This is a genomic window from Microbulbifer maximicatervae (SeqCode) (genome assembly GCF_052467325.1).
This window is the reverse complement of sequence record NZ_CP174310.1, coordinates 2,906,254-2,920,483: the sequence shown is the minus strand read 5'-3', so window position 1 is coordinate 2,920,483 and position 14,230 is coordinate 2,906,254. Positions and strand designations below refer to the sequence as shown.

Here is a 14,230-nt window from a genome sequence, read left to right as displayed (position 1 = left end):
AAATTAAATCCTGGACAGTAATTTTTAAGAGTGCTAAAGGCGAATTGATCCAATTACCGCTATTTTCATTGTTGATGGCGGTATAGTAAGTTGCTATAGGGCTTTATTCTCAATTTAATGAGAAATAAGTATCAAGAAATGAGTGCTTTTACTTCAGGAATCCAGTCGGAATAAGTTGATCTTACTCCGACCGGTAATAACTCCGTTACTGTAAAACCACTGCCGTATTACCGGTACCGGTTTGGGTAATATTGGCGGATTGGGAGAAACCATTTTGAATCACAGTTGCGTCATTCATACTGCCAGACTGATTGACGATCACCATATGGCCACCGCCTAGTCCGCCGTTACCGGCTTGCATAATGTTGGCGGAATTCAAGAAACCATCCTGGGTGACAAAAGCACTGTTATACCAGGATACTTGTACGATGGTGGCCATGTTGCCCTCGCCATCCTGATAGAGGTCCAGTTCGTTGTACATATCGGACTGGGCAACATCTGCACTATTGGCAGCGCCGATTTGCTGAATGCTGGCGTAGTGTCCAGTACCTTCCTGACTGATCATGGCCTCGTGGCTTGAGCCTTGCTGGAATATCAACGCATCGGAATTAAAGCTTGCGTATTGACCAATCAATGCGCCGTGGAGTTCGCCCATTTGCTCAATAACAGAGACATTATCGCTACCTAGGTGTTGTTGGATTTCTGCTTCATTACCCGATCCCACCTGCCGTATTGTTGATTGCCCATGCTGTGTGGCCAATTGGTAACTATTGGCACGATTATTAGAGCCCGACTGGAATATTTCTACGCTATTTGCGATCCCATCCATTTGCAGGCTATAGGCGTCGTTAAGACTGCCTTCTTGTATTTGGATGATTGAGCTTTCAATTTCGTTTTGCTGTACGGCCTCTGCAATATGAGCAGAGCCGTCTTGACTGATCTCCAGGTGATTGTCGATAGCGCTTGGATCAGTTTGATCTGCTACAGCTGAGTTACTGGAGCCACTTTGGGTGATTAATGTAGTATTTTCTGCAGCATAACCCAAGCTGGTGGCAGATATCGCCAATACCAGTGGAATTACGGTAATCTTCTGCACGGCTAACTCCTGTGTATTACCGTCTAGTGGTAAATCCGGTCGTTAAAACTTTTGCCTGTGTTACCTCTGAAGTGAGTAACGTCAAAATGTGAGAAATCGTTTACATGGAAAACTGTAGACGAAGAATTTTGAAACCTCTGCTACGTAAGAAAATATTGATGCAGTATTTTTATCAGCTAAGGAAAGAATGCCATTCTTTGGGTAGCTCTGTGAGTGACTCATAAATTAAAGCTGGCATTGAAAAATGCATTCTTTCCTCTATCTACATTGAAAATATAATAACCTTCAGCTGGAACGAATATGCCGCTACTGTATGATAAATCCTTGGTTTAACACACCATTCTGAATGCCAACGGCCGTTTGATTGTCAACGCTCTGGGTAATAGTGTGAAGATTAGTTGTTCCTATCTGGGTACTGCTTGCTGATTGCATTGCTCCAGCTTGATCCACGATGGACATATTGCCAATACCATCTTGTAGCGTAGAAACCAACAAAATATCTCCCGTCTGGGTCTGGGTACTAATGTTTCCATCTCCTATCTGGGTACTTGTTGCTACCAGGATGTCACCCGTTTGTATAGAAAAATAAGTATTCAGATTGCCCGTTTGCGAGGAGGTCAATAGATTATCAAACCCTGTTTGTTCGGCATCTGCGCTATTTTGATCACCCGTTTGAGACACATTTAGGCTGTTAAACGTGGTGGTAGTTTGAGTCACTAACATCTGGTTATCAAAACCAGACTGATAGAGGTTGACTGTATCGAAACTACTGTCTGTTTGGGAGAAAATGATGTCATTTGCAGAATTGAACTGAGAAATGTCAACAAAGCTGGAAGAAGTACTGTCCTGTAAAGTAGAGGCGAAATTTCCAGCGCCCTCCTGATAGATATTTACCTCTGCATCATCTGAGAAATTAGTTTGAGTCGAGTCAGCTTCATTCCCCAGTGTTACCTGTTCATGTCTGATGATACTCAAGTTGGTTGAAGTGTCTTGCAGGCTATTGCTTACCTGTGCTTCATCTGCCTGAATAACCTCAATGAGGTTGTTAGTTGCTGTTGGGTCTACTTGGTTTGCAGTCACCTGGTGATTGTTACCCGTTTGTTCCACGGTAGTTGTATTTCCATCCGCATAAGCAATTGACCCGACAAGGCATAAACTGATGCCCACGGAAATTGGTGTCTGGATTCGCATCGATATCTCCGATTGAAGGTAAGGTGGATTTTTCTTATCCCCATGATTTCAGTTGCGGTGAAGCATCAAGCCTAGGAAGGACAAAAGACTCCATAGATAGGGTGTGGCATTTATTGCGCAAGGAGTTTGGCACACCTTGTTTTATTGCTATCCCTAATAGGTATTATCACTGGAGTACCTGATAATACCCTGATGCTGGTATGAGTTTTATCGTAAGCCTCAAGTATTGCTATGGGAAGTTAGTGCCTAAAAAATAGGAAAAACTTCTTTGTTGTTGTTTTTTGCGTTGCCTGGATGTGCCTGTAAAGGGATACGATAAACGGATTTAAGCGAAAGGTTTGTAGAGTTATAGAGAGGTTCAGATTGGGCTACCTGTTAGAGTAGCCCGTTAATAAACAACTAAACGTGATGTTATTGAAAAATAAAGCCCATATTATTGCTGCCATTTTGAGTGGCATTGGCTGTTTGGCTGATGCCATTCTGGCCGGTCTGGTGCGTGTTGTTTGTTCCTATTTGCAAGGTGGTTGCCAAGTTATTACTACCGCCTTGATTCATATTAATCATATTCATAGAGCCTATCTGAGTCGATGATCCGGTTGCAAATGTCCCGAACTGTCCATGAAAAGAGGTGTTATTGTCACCATCCTGCATAATGGTGATCGAACCCTGCTGACTACTTTGTACAGCACTGATTGTATTGGAGGTGCCAATCTGAGTGGCATCAATCAAGTGGGCCAGACCTGTCTGCGTATATCCAGCACCATTTGAATCTCCAGATTGTGAAGATATGGTGGTACTTGAGTCGCTATTTGCTTGGGTAACTGTAGCCAGGTTTTGAGTGCCAAATTGCTCAAAGTCGGCATTATCAGAAACGCTATTGACCTGGCTGATAGTGGCAGACTGAAGGGTTCCGAATTGCTCAACACTACCGCTGCTGGTTGTTGTATTAGTCTGGCTTGTAGTTACGCTGTGACTAACGCCGTCTTGGTAGACCATCGCTGTTGTATCAGTAGCTGCCGTTTGAGTTGAAAAAATGGAGTTGCTGTCTCCGAGTTGTTCCTGATCAATTCCATTAGAGGTGCTGTTTGTTATCTGCGTAGCATTAGCAGTATTTAGATTCCCGGTCTGAATTTGAGTAACTAAATTTCCAATAGCAGTAGGATCGCCCTGATCCACAGTGGCACTATTAGTTAATCCGCTTTGTAAAACTGTAGCGGTATTATTGGATGCGATAGCACTGTAGCTTGGGATACACAGTAAGAGTCCAATGGTTAACGTTTGGTAGCGTATCATTTTATCTCCGTGGGATTTTAATTTTGAATATAAAAGATCTTGAACAGCTTGAATGAAACGAAGAAGCTGATTATCTGGTAGATATAGTGATTTTTACTTCTTAAACACTATATATGCAGAACTATTGTAGAGTGTTCACCTATGGTGGCTATGAGAACTTAGTATGGATAAATTGAGATTAAAGTTTGTGAGATAATTTTTTCGTTAAAAAAAGGCCGACTTTAACAGTCGGCCTTTATCTTGATTACTGAATAATTACTGCCACATTACCATCGCCCACTTGTGCAGGAGCGGCTGCGTTGAAATCACCTACTTGGGTCACAGTTATGGTGTTGAAGTTGCCAACTTGTGATGATGTGGCGCTATTGAAATCGCCAGGTTGTGTCACGGTCAGGTTATTGAAAGTACCATCCTGAGCCGCCTGGGAGAAGTTATCGAAACCACTTTGGGTAACGACAGCAACATTAGTGAGTCCCACTTGTTCTGTGTATGCCCAGTGGTCACCGCCACTTTGGTTGTGGACCAAAGTCTGGGTAGTACCGTCTTGCAAGCCCTCACTGTAGTTTCCGTCATCAGTCTGGCTAAAGAACAAGGTGTTGAAAGAGCCATCCTGGAAGGAGAAAGTGGTGCTGTTGCTCGCAGATATTTGCTGGTGAGCGACAGTGTTAGTATCACCGGCCTGGATCATATTCATGGTGTTCTGCGTGCTATTACTTTGCGTTGCAGAAGCGGTGCCATTGGTGCCGGTTTGAGTAATAATTGCGCTATTCAGTGAAGTCAGGGTTTGAATGGCGACTGCCACATTACCGTCACCGGATTGATTAACTACGGCGGTGTCATTTGCACTGGTAGTCTGGGCAATAGTTGCATCTTGCGGGCCACCGCTTTGATTTATCACGGCAACACTGGTATCTACAAAGCTCTGAGTAGTCGATGCAAACTGGCCGTCATTTATCTGGGTGATAGTAGCCACTGGCACATTGGAATCGTTCTGGAATGATTCCGCGTAATTCATATCTCCTACTTGAGTTTGAGTAATTACTCCTGAATCATTATTGCTGGATTGCTCAGCATAAACTTCATTCGTATCACCAGTTTGAGTCTGGGTGATAACGTTGTTGGTTACCGTTGGATCACTCTGATCAGCGGTTGCCATGTTACCAGTACCGTTCTGATTGAGAATGGCGGTATTGTTCGTGGCGAGGGCTCCGGTGCTGGCAATCGCCAGAAGAACACTGGCGGCAATAGGTGTGTACTTGGTCATCTGTAACTCCATATAGATGTCAAATATCGCTGTACAGCTTTTACAAACAAAAAGAAAACAGCATCATTTGATATTGGAAGAGTCTCATCCTCAGGCATATTACAACTGTGTCTGAAGTATGTGAGGAAACTGGGATGAACCCGACTGCTTAATAACCTTCACATTCCTTGTGAAAACCTAGCAATATCATTTAAACAGCAGCTTGATGCTGATTAGAGTTTTGTCGTCTTCTGGAGTTACAGCCATAGGACGGAAGTGCCGAAACCTTAGGAATAAAGTTCTTTTTTGAACTAGCTATGGCAAATAATGTCAGCTGATTTGAGGGACGGCATTAAATGCATGAAATGGTTGTTTCATGCGAATTTAGGGGCTAGTAATAATAATTGAAGCTTGCACTTAGCCCACCAAGTTGAAAATAGGCCGGTATTTTAAGCCGGCCTATTCCCTTGATTATTGAATAATAACTGCGACGTTGAAATCACCTATCTGGGTAGGTGTAGCCATGTTGGTATCGGTTGCCTGGGTCACAGTAATCGTGTTGTTGTTACCTGTCTGCGAGGCAACAGTGGTATTGAAATCGCCGGGCTGGGTAACGGTTAAGCTATTGAATGTTCCATCCTGGTAGCCTTCAGAATAGTTATCAAAGCCTGTTTGGGAGATAACACCAATATTGGTGGTGCCCACTTGCTCAGTATAAGCCCAGTGATCATCTCCAACTTGAATATGAGTCAAGCCCTGAGTAGTACCATTTTGGAAGCCCTCGCTGTAGTTCCCATCACCTGCTGTCTGTGATGAAGTGAATGTGTTGGAAGTGCCATCCTGGAACGAAACTGAGGTGCTGTTGGTTACCAGATTTTGGATAAGTACTACAGAGTTTGTGGTACCTGCCTGGAGAGCATTAACAGTGCTCGATGTACTGGAAATTTGAGTAGAAGTTGCAGTATTGGTGGTTCCTGTTTGGGTTAATGTTGCGGTGTTAAATGAACCATTAGTTTGAATAACATTACCTACGTTACCGTCTCCGGACTGAGTCACTACAGCAGTGTCATTCGCACTGATAGTTTGAGTTACTGCTGCTGTTTGTGGACTACCACTTTGAGTGACAACAGCAACGCTGGTGTCTACAAAGCTTTGTGTAGTCGTTGCAAAGTGACCGTCGTTGATTTGGGTGATAGTAACAATCGCAGTACTGGAATCATTCTGGAAGGACTCTGCGTCATTCATATCCCCGGCTTGAGTTTGGGTAATTACACCGGAGTCATTAAAGCTGGTTTGCTCTGCATAAACTACGTTGTTGTCACCGGTTTGGGTTTGTGTGATCAGGTTGTTGGATACAGTGGCATCACTCTGATCAGCAGTGGCCATGTTGCCAGTGCCATTTTGGGTGAGAATGGCAGTATTGTTGGCCGCGAGGGCTCCGGTACTGGCGATCGCCAGAAGAACACTGGCGGCAATAGGTGTGTACTTAGTCATCAGTAACTCCATAGAGATGTCAAATATAGCTGTACAGCTTTTTACAAATAAAAAGAATTCAGCATCATTAGATATTGGGAGCGTTTTGTCTCAGGACACGATACCGCTGTGCCAGGCGTATGTGAGTTATCTGGAGTGAAACCGACAGCTTTTAACCTTCACATTCCTTGTGAAACATCTAGCAATATCATTTTTAACAGCAGCTTGATGCTGACTAGAGTTTTGTCGGCTTCGGGAGTTGCGGCTATAGGACGGAAGTGTCGAAATTTTAGGAATAAAGTTCTTTTTTAAGCCTTTGATGACAAATGTGAGCAGCTGGTTTTTTGAAATGACACAAAATTTGAGGAATTGTTGCTGCAGGCGATCCGGCTACTCAAATGGATAATTTAACTTTTGTAGTTGTGACTGTTGATAAATTAATCAGTAAAAATGTAGGACTGAATAAGTCGAGGTAATCGGTTTTTGGAGAATTGATATATGCTTTAAATATTAGTCATACTGACTTATTTGTGTTGTTATGGCAGTTCCGACAACGGTGACTGAAGTATGTAAGCCGTTCCCACTTTGGTAAATATTTACGTTATGAAAGCTGCCGATTTCTTCCACTTGTGCACTATTTTGTATTCCAATTTGAGATATGCCTGCTGTATTTCCAACTCCATACTGATCGATATCTATAAAATTCTCAAAGCCCACCTGTATTAATAATGCAAAGTTGTAATCTCCGACTTGGCTGGATGAGACTATATTGTCTTTGCCGGATTGGGTGACAGCTAAGTTATTTCTATTGCCGTCCTGATGGGCAGAAGTGTAGTTGCTGCTACCTGTTTGGTAGGTGTGGACTCTATTTCCCCCGCCCTCCTGATTTATGACGCTTAAATTTGAGATCGAATAAAGATTGGCTGCGCTCAATTCGCTGGCGACAGCCAATTCACTACTGCTATCCAAGTCTGAACAAAATCCTGTGCCAGGGAAGATTGCTACTGCCAGCAAAAAGGTGGCAGGGTAAGTGCTACTGATTTTATGGTACATCTTTTCAACCTTTCGAATTTCAGGATAGGCACAAAGTAAATTTTGAAGGCTTTAATTTCTACATAATGACGGTGCTGTCATTTAAGTAGTACTGCAATATTGGATTCTCAATTTCATCCGGGTTGGCGAGTGCCCAGGAGTTGTGGACAATGCCTTCACTGATCAAGTGAATTACAGCGGATTCCATCGCTGAAAGCATAGCAAGCTGTGCCGGTTCGTTATAGGTAGTACCTGCTTCCAATTCCAATAGGCGTCGATATTTAACATAGCGGAATACATCGGCACTAATTGCTTTTGAATAGACCGTTTTGGAGGTTAATACTGAGTGTAATACCCGCCCGGAGCGAATATCAATGGCTCTCAAGTTAACTGTTACCTGGTCCACACGGTATTGCTCATCAGCGCCAATACCAAAGTATCGAGCGCCTGCGCCACCGGTTTGAATATTTTGGTCGTAGGCAACAATGCCACCTTCCAATAAGACGTTCGCAGCTACGAGAGTGGGAAGTGGCACACTGTTGTTGACGGGAATATCCGGCTTGGTTAATCCTGCACGGATAATTTTCCGTTCAGTTAACAGATTTTGTAAGCCCTCACGCTCTAGCGGGATAAACCAGCCAGATTCATTGAGCACGTCCATCAGCATAGCCGCGCCACCCTGAGTAACCGCAGTCGAGAAACTACTATTCGGTGCGGGCTTATACTGACCGGTTTGGTCGCGGAAGCCATAAACCGCTACCAATATTTTACCTTTTGGTTCAGGAAGATTGATTAGGTCCCGGTAGGTATTTTTCCTAGGGGTGAGCATTGCATCTGTGATGCCCGGACCAAAAAGTGCATCGCCCACATCTTTGACTGCAGAGCAGCTGCTTAGCGTCATTAATGTTGTTACGATGGGCAAAGCTATCACTTTTTTTATTGCATTACGCATTGCCAAAGAATCCTTTGAAATTTAAAGGTTCATTAGTTTGTCGGGTTTAATCCGCTTACAACGATTTCGCTTTTATCTCCGGTACTTCGATCGGTGATAAGTACTGTTAGGACACCATCGTTATCAACAATTTGTACGATAAAGTCGTCGGTAATCAGCTCTCCACTATTGCCGTCACCAACATCGGTAAGGAGTTGGTTTAGTAGACGGGTTTCCAGTGAATCGCTGAATCTATCCAGGGCACTGGGCTGCTCATAGAGGCTGTCAACCTTGTCAGGGTCTTCGTGGGTATCTTGGGACTGTGCATTTTGCAGTAAGTAGGTGCCGTTGAGTGGGTTGCCACCAAAGTTAGGGTTTACCGGTTCATAGATTAATTCGGTGGCGGAGATATGGTGGTAGGAGACCGCTGCCAGAGAAAAGACGGCGGTTCCTAGTAATGACTTGATTTTCATTAGAATTCATCCTTACCCAAATCAAAGGTGTCTGTGAGTGAGCTGCGAACACGCGATTGCAGTACTTCCTGGTGAATATACTGAGCGGCCTCATCGGCCAAGCGATGTATATTGTTGGTGCTTGGACTGATAAAACGCCTAAAAACAATTTTGTCGTTATAGGTAACCCAAATTAGATTTCCCCATCGGGCCGACGGCCTTTCATAAATTGTTAAGTTGTACGTAGCATCTGGGTAATTGAGGTTTCTGTATTCGCTCATGAAGCGAGCAAAATCATGCCCGGTGCGAGTTATTGTTCGATCTATATTAAATCCGCTGATTTCATCTTCGAGTTTTCCAGAATCGGTATCTGCTGGAGGAACCTCTGTGTCATCCTGGCCAAAGGCCAGGGATGCACACAGTGTCAACATCAACAGGGTTAGTCTCATATCCTCTCTTCCTGGAGATTGAGCTTGGCCCAATTACTGGCCTGCAGCCGGTTTTTAACTCCAATTTTTCGGAAAATGTTGTACATGTGATTTTTCACAGTGTGTTCGCTAAGGTGCAATTTTGTTGCGATAACACTGTTGGGTTCACCGGTAGTGAGTTGTCCGAGTATTTCCTGTTCCCTGCGGGTAAGAGGGAGGGAGTTTTGTGGGCTGATATGTTGTCGCCCCTCGGCACTGTGAATCGCGGTATCCAATTTGTGAATAAGGTTTTCCTGACTGGTATTGCTGTCACAAAGCAGGTGAAAACCTTTCTGGCGTAACTTTTCCGATATATGAATGGGTAGGTTGGCTGGGAGATTAATCAGTAAAGCTTTTGCATGACTAATCTTCTTTAGATCTGAAAGAAACTGTTTTGAGTCAGAGCTCACACCAATTTGCCAGCAATCTATCACGATAGCCTGATAATGCTGCAGGCAGTTTTTTTGTTTTCCAATGCTAGATTTTTCCCAGGGTATGGGAATAGCTTGTGAAAACAGTGAAAATAATAGATCGCCTTGAAGGCCGGAGTTGCTAAAAAAAAGAACCGGCATATACCTCGTACCTCTCCTTGATACAGATAGATCTCTCTCGAAATAAGAGTTTGACCTTCCATCGACTCCTGTCGTTTAGGTTCCCAAAATTACCCCACGTTATCTGCCATGACGACGTGGGAGTCAGCGTAAAATCGTTTCTGCCATGTTAGGGAAAAACACTCACTCAATGAGAATTTAGTTTGGAGTGTAGACGTAGGAGGGATAAGTCTTAGGAAAAAATGTGCCTTATTTATTTGTAAATATTTTTAGTGTTTTTTTGCTGTAGTTTAAGATCGCTAAATAATTGCTTTTGTTCAGTTAGAATATCTGAAAATAAGCGTTCAATTTATTTTTTTGGCATTTTGTGTCTTGTGTTTGGTGCTGTTTTTTATTTGGCAAGTATTGCATTTAATTGATGCTTAATTGTACTCGTTAAAGACCTTTATTCGCTTTGCTCTGTCGCTGGAGTGCAATTAATTTTCTGCAGAAAAAGAGGTTTTCAGGTGCCTTTCCTATGTCACCTCTTATGCCTTTTTTTGTTGAGTTGTCGCAACTGCCTACTGCCTATGTCAGTTTTCCCTGTGTTTCCTATGATTGGAGCCGATTACAATGGTGAAACTGTCGTCATACTACTGTACAAATTGTGAACTTTTGGGCGGATGTGCTGTCCGCAGCTGTTAGGATAGAGGCCAATTGGGCTGATAATGAAGGGGGGAGAGATGAGTCAACTAATGCAAAGTTTACCACTTTGGCTTTGGGGCATCCTGGGTTTGATTGTATTGTTCCTGGCCCGAGAGCCTGTACACCGCACGGTATATGCTCTGGCGCGCCTGGGACATCGGGCTTTGCGGTTTATCGCCAGTAATATCGGTGTTGTGGAACAGAGGTTGGTCGAGCGCAATCGGGAAGTGCTTTTTGCCGAGGGTAGAGACACAGCCGAGCGCCATATTGAAAGAGAGTTTGAACGTATTGAGCAAACAGTACAGCGGGATTTGGCGTTGTATCCAACATTGCACCGAAAGCTCTGTGAGCAGCTCAGCAGCCTGGATGAAGACTATGTACGCAGTGCTGAAATAGCTCCGGAACCATCAAACTGGGCCCGGGCGATTCGCGCCGTTTCGGAAATTCCCGGCAAAGAAGACCCGGTGGTAGCTGATGTTCTCGACACTATTAACCAGTCAATGCGTAAAGCTGAGTCCAAAGCTCTGGAGTCTTATCGCGAGTCGACGCGGGAAAGGCATCAATTACTAAAACGTATGCTGCCTAGTTGGCGTGCAATGCTTTCAACTTTGGGGCGCATTAACAAAAATGTAGAGTCGGTTATTCGGCGGGCCAAAGCGCTGGATGGCCATATGGAGCGCTATGAAGAGATTCTTCAGGAATCGGATAAGAGTCTTCATTTGCTATCTTCTTCCTCTTTCAGCCGTTTTCTGACGGCTTCTTTGGTGTTAATGGTTGCCTTGGCTGGGGCCATGGTGAATTTTCAGTTACTGGCACAACCTATGGCAGCTGTACTGGGCACTGAAGCTTCACTTGGTGGCTATAGCCTCGCCAGTATTTCAGCTGCGGTGGTTATATTTTTACAGGTCACTGTCGGATTGGTGATTATGGAGTGCCTCCAGGTTACCCGAATGTTTCCTTCGGTAGGCTCCTTAGGGGAAAGTACGCGCAGGTTATTATTGGGAGTGGCTTTGGCACTCTTATTGATTTTGGCAGGTGTCGGTGGAAACCTGGCCTTTTCACGAGAGTTGATCCTGCAGCAGCAATTATTGGGTTCTGAACAGCTCTGGCCAATCCCACTGGCACAAATGGGGCTAGGGTTTGTACTTCCTCTGATTTTGGCTTTTCTGGCAATTCCCTTGGAGCAGTTTATCCGTTCAGCGCGAACGGTGATTGGTATTGGGGTGGGCTTATCCCTGCGAGGAATGACCTTAATACTGCGGTTTTTGGCGATGGCTTCACTGCACTTAGGTGTTTTGGTTAATCGTTTTTACGACATCGTTATTTTTGTTCCCCTCTGGTTACAGGCTTTGTATGTGCGTCAGAAACAGGGAATTGGCAATGAGCCTAAAGAACCGGCGGGGAAAGAAGAGTCCAAAAAGAGTGCCGTGCTTGCTGACACTGATTCTGTTGCCAAATTAGTGGAAGAGGCGTGATCGAAGCTAACACTATCCAGCTTGAAAACTGACAAAATAATAAGTGTGGTGAAGCATGTTTTGGTTGTCGTTCTTTTTAATTGCCCTAGTCGTCCTATTTCTTTATGCCCGGTCTGCACCGGGCAAACCTTGTCCTCTGTGGTTTCCTCAGGGGGAGGGGCCGATGGTGATCGCACATGGTAATGACTGCGGCAATGGCCTCTACCCAGGAAACACGGCGATTTACCTTGAAAAAATGGTGCAACTGGGCGTGGATGCTATTGAAGTGGATTTGTGGCTCACTGCCGATGGCCATTTAGTGTTGATTCACGACAGGGAGCTGGAAATGTTCTCTAATGGTGCGGGGTTTGTAGAGGATAAAACCTTAGAGCAGCTGCGTCAGTTAAATGTTGCCTATCTCTGGACTCGGGATGGAGAGCATTACCCCTATAGAGAAAAGCCCCTGCGAGTGTTGACTCTGGAAGAGGCGATGGCAATGGTAGGGGATATGCCTATGATACTGGAGATTAAGAGCCGCCAGTATCGCGCTGCAAAAGTGTTGAAGGATGTGCTGGCAAAGTGTGGAAAAGGCGAGCAGGTCGTCGTTTCCTCATTTCACCAAGGAGTGATTAATGAGTTTCGTCGACTCTGTCCGCAAGTAGCGACGGGCACGCCTACCGTAGAGGCGGTGGTATTTTATATTGCACAGTTACTTCGAGCAGAGAAACTGCTGCGTCCAAGCTATAGTGCGATGCAGCTACCGATGGAGCAAAAAGGTATTCCCGTAGTTACTGAAAGTATGGTGCGCGCCGCTAATAAGAAGAACGTCCACTTGGCGGTATGGACAGTGAATGGCACGGAAAACTACCGGCGCTATATTGATCTGGGCGTACACGGCATTGTGACTGACCGACCGGATCTGCTGTTGGAGATGTTGGCGCAGCAGCGAGAAACTTTATTGAAGCAGGCAGCCTGACTCGATTGATATAAGGAATAAGTCAACTGATGGAGATCGTAGTTTTTCTATTTACGACTATTTGTATTATTGGCTTCATTTCAGGTCTTACTACTGCCATTAGTATCTCTGTTTTGAGTAAGTATGCTGTTGGCGCGCCACGACTTCTTAAGTTGTCAGGGGTTTCGTTACTCTTTAAAAAGTACTATCCAAACCACAATAAACAGAGAAAAGTGACTCTCGCTCTAGAGGTTATTTGCGAGGCTTGTATCTTGCTTGCGTTTTTGGTGCTAATTATCTGTATTCCAGAGATGAGAGATCTGGTTTTTAAATCCATTGGTAGCCACAGTACTTTATAGGAGTAGGCAAGAACGTCTAGCCTTTCAGTTTGATTGGAGGGCTGACCAAAATATTTGGCATACTAAAAGCAACAGGCGCATTTTATGTTGTCAGATCAACTTCTGATAATTTTCGGAAAGAAATAATAACAACTGGGAGTTTTTATGAAGAACGTAGTAGGTTCCGTCGCCCTGGCAGTTTCTGTATTGGTTGCATCTTTTGCTTCCGCACAAGATCGGTTTGCCAATGTGGAAATTAGTAGTGAACTCGTGTCTGGCAATGTTTATATGCTCAAAGGGGCTGGGGGCAATATTGCGGTACTGGTGGGAGAGGACGGCACCTTTATGGTGGATGACCAATACGCGCCTTTGACCGCAAAAATTCAACAGGCAGTAGCTGAGTTAGCTAAGCAACCTTTGCGTTTTGTCATTAATACCCACTGGCATGGCGATCATACCGGCGGTAATGAAAACCTGGGTAAAAGCGGCGCCCTGATTGTGGCTCATGAGAATGTGCGCAAACGGGTAAGTACCGAGCAGTTTATTGAGGCGTTTAAGCGGAAGGTTGAGCCGTCTCCTCCAGAAGCATTACCGGTGATAACCTTTACCGATGCCACTACCTTTTACTGGAATGGCGATAGGGTAAAGGTCCAGCATGTGGGGCCGGCGCACACGGATGGTGACTCCATCGTGCATTTTGCCGAAGCCGATGTGATTCATATGGGGGATATTTATTTTAACGGCAACTATCCCTTTATAGACCTCTCTTCCGGCGGCTCGGTGGATGGCATGATCGCAGCTATGGACACCGCTCTGGCAATGGCGGGGGAAGATACAAAAATTATTCCCGGTCACGGTCCTCTCAGTAATCGGGCAGAACTGCAACAGCAGCGCAATATACTGGCAGGGCTTAGGGACAAAGTGAAAGCGATGGTGGATGAGGGTAAAACCCGGCAGGAAGTGATTTCTGCAAAGCCCACAGCGGAATTTGATGCGCAGTATGGCCAGGGTTTTATGACACCGGATATTTGGACCGGGATCGTTTACGACTCCCTGACACAATCTTAGGA

The 14,230-nt window shown here is 44.7% G+C and carries 13 protein-coding genes; 3 read left to right on the top strand and 10 right to left on the bottom strand.

The window, feature by feature from the left end; genetic code table 11:
• Window positions 1-205 precede the first annotated feature (205 nt).
• The 10 genes from ACJJIE_RS13115 to ACJJIE_RS13070 form a co-directional block, all read right to left on the bottom strand.
• Window positions 206-1,096, bottom strand: coding sequence for a hypothetical protein (locus tag ACJJIE_RS13115; protein WP_444891975.1), 891 nt, complete (start codon window positions 1,094-1,096; stop codon window positions 206-208).
• A gap of 306 nt (window positions 1,097-1,402) precedes the next feature.
• Window positions 1,403-2,287: a hypothetical protein gene (locus ACJJIE_RS13110; RefSeq protein WP_444891974.1), complete on the bottom strand. Its 885-nt coding sequence runs from the start codon at window positions 2,285-2,287 to the stop codon at window positions 1,403-1,405.
• A 411-nt stretch (window positions 2,288-2,698) separates the two neighbouring features.
• A complete protein-coding gene (locus ACJJIE_RS13105; RefSeq protein ID WP_444891973.1) occupies window positions 2,699-3,580 on the bottom strand; it encodes a hypothetical protein in 882 nt (293 codons plus the stop codon).
• A gap of 244 nt (window positions 3,581-3,824) precedes the next feature.
• Window positions 3,825-4,844 (bottom strand): hypothetical protein, encoded by a 1,020-nt coding sequence (locus tag ACJJIE_RS13100; RefSeq protein WP_282931326.1) that lies wholly within the window; start codon window positions 4,842-4,844, stop codon window positions 3,825-3,827.
• A gap of 450 nt (window positions 4,845-5,294) precedes the next feature.
• Window positions 5,295-6,317 (bottom strand): hypothetical protein, encoded by a 1,023-nt coding sequence (locus ACJJIE_RS13095; protein ID WP_282931327.1) that lies wholly within the window; start codon window positions 6,315-6,317, stop codon window positions 5,295-5,297.
• A gap of 489 nt (window positions 6,318-6,806) precedes the next feature.
• A complete protein-coding gene (locus ACJJIE_RS13090) occupies window positions 6,807-7,349 on the bottom strand; it encodes a hypothetical protein (protein WP_282931328.1) in 543 nt (180 codons plus the stop codon).
• A 58-nt stretch (window positions 7,350-7,407) separates the two neighbouring features.
• Window positions 7,408-8,280, bottom strand: coding sequence for a CsgG/HfaB family protein (locus tag ACJJIE_RS13085; protein WP_282931329.1), 873 nt, complete (start codon window positions 8,278-8,280; stop codon window positions 7,408-7,410).
• 32 nt (window positions 8,281-8,312) lie between these two features.
• Window positions 8,313-8,732: a curli assembly protein CsgF gene (locus ACJJIE_RS13080; RefSeq protein ID WP_282931330.1), complete on the bottom strand. Its 420-nt coding sequence runs from the start codon at window positions 8,730-8,732 to the stop codon at window positions 8,313-8,315.
• Window positions 8,732-9,160, bottom strand: a complete 429-nt coding sequence (locus ACJJIE_RS13075) for a CsgE family curli-type amyloid fiber assembly protein (RefSeq protein WP_282931331.1) — start codon at window positions 9,158-9,160, stop codon at window positions 8,732-8,734. Before ACJJIE_RS13075 ends, ACJJIE_RS13080 begins: the two co-directional genes overlap by 1 nt.
• The gene (locus tag ACJJIE_RS13070) at window positions 9,157-9,588 is read right to left on the bottom strand and encodes a response regulator transcription factor (protein ID WP_282931332.1); all 432 of its coding nucleotides are present in this window, start codon (window positions 9,586-9,588) and stop codon (window positions 9,157-9,159) included. The genes ACJJIE_RS13075 and ACJJIE_RS13070 overlap by 4 nt, the downstream gene beginning before the upstream one ends.
• An 863-nt stretch (window positions 9,589-10,451) precedes the next feature.
• Here ACJJIE_RS13070 and ACJJIE_RS13065 point away from each other — a divergent pair.
• The 3 genes from ACJJIE_RS13065 to ACJJIE_RS13055 all read left to right on the top strand — a co-directional run bounded on the left by ACJJIE_RS13065 (window position 10,452) and on the right by ACJJIE_RS13055 (window position 14,228).
• Window positions 10,452-11,888 carry a hypothetical protein gene (locus ACJJIE_RS13065; RefSeq protein WP_444891972.1) on the top strand — a complete coding sequence of 479 codons (1,437 nt, stop codon included), beginning with the start codon at window positions 10,452-10,454 and terminating at the stop codon, window positions 11,886-11,888.
• A 163-nt stretch (window positions 11,889-12,051) separates the two neighbouring features.
• On the top strand, window positions 12,052-12,843 hold the full coding sequence (locus tag ACJJIE_RS13060) for a glycerophosphodiester phosphodiesterase family protein (RefSeq protein WP_444891971.1): 792 nt from the start codon (window positions 12,052-12,054) through the stop codon (window positions 12,841-12,843).
• A 482-nt stretch (window positions 12,844-13,325) separates the two neighbouring features.
• A complete protein-coding gene (locus tag ACJJIE_RS13055) occupies window positions 13,326-14,228 on the top strand; it encodes an MBL fold metallo-hydrolase (RefSeq protein ID WP_444891970.1) in 903 nt (300 codons plus the stop codon).
• Window positions 14,229-14,230 lie beyond the last annotated feature (2 nt).

What these genes read in the sequence shown, in the direction of transcription:
- ACJJIE_RS13090 (WP_282931328.1), bottom strand. Translation starts at nt 7,349, where the DNA reads ATGTACCATAAAATCAGTAGCACTTACCCTGCCACCTTTTTGCTGGCA.
- ACJJIE_RS13095 (WP_282931327.1), bottom strand. Translation starts at nt 6,317, where the DNA reads ATGACTAAGTACACACCTATTGCCGCCAGTGTTCTTCTGGCGATCGCC.
- ACJJIE_RS13080 (WP_282931330.1), bottom strand. Translation starts at nt 8,732, where the DNA reads ATGAAAATCAAGTCATTACTAGGAACCGCCGTCTTTTCTCTGGCAGCG.
- ACJJIE_RS13100 (WP_282931326.1), bottom strand. Translation starts at nt 4,844, where the DNA reads ATGACCAAGTACACACCTATTGCCGCCAGTGTTCTTCTGGCGATTGCC.
- ACJJIE_RS13060 (WP_444891971.1), top strand. Translation starts at nt 12,052, where the DNA reads ATGGTGATCGCACATGGTAATGACTGCGGCAATGGCCTCTACCCAGGA.
- ACJJIE_RS13105 (WP_444891973.1), bottom strand. Translation starts at nt 3,580, where the DNA reads ATGATACGCTACCAAACGTTAACCATTGGACTCTTACTGTGTATCCCA.
- ACJJIE_RS13110 (WP_444891974.1), bottom strand. Translation starts at nt 2,287, where the DNA reads ATGCGAATCCAGACACCAATTTCCGTGGGCATCAGTTTATGCCTTGTC.
- ACJJIE_RS13085 (WP_282931329.1), bottom strand. Translation starts at nt 8,280, where the DNA reads ATGCGTAATGCAATAAAAAAAGTGATAGCTTTGCCCATCGTAACAACA.
- ACJJIE_RS13055 (WP_444891970.1), top strand. Translation starts at nt 13,326, where the DNA reads ATGAAGAACGTAGTAGGTTCCGTCGCCCTGGCAGTTTCTGTATTGGTT.
- ACJJIE_RS13075 (WP_282931331.1), bottom strand. Translation starts at nt 9,160, where the DNA reads ATGAGACTAACCCTGTTGATGTTGACACTGTGTGCATCCCTGGCCTTT.
- ACJJIE_RS13065 (WP_444891972.1), top strand. Translation starts at nt 10,452, where the DNA reads ATGAGTCAACTAATGCAAAGTTTACCACTTTGGCTTTGGGGCATCCTG.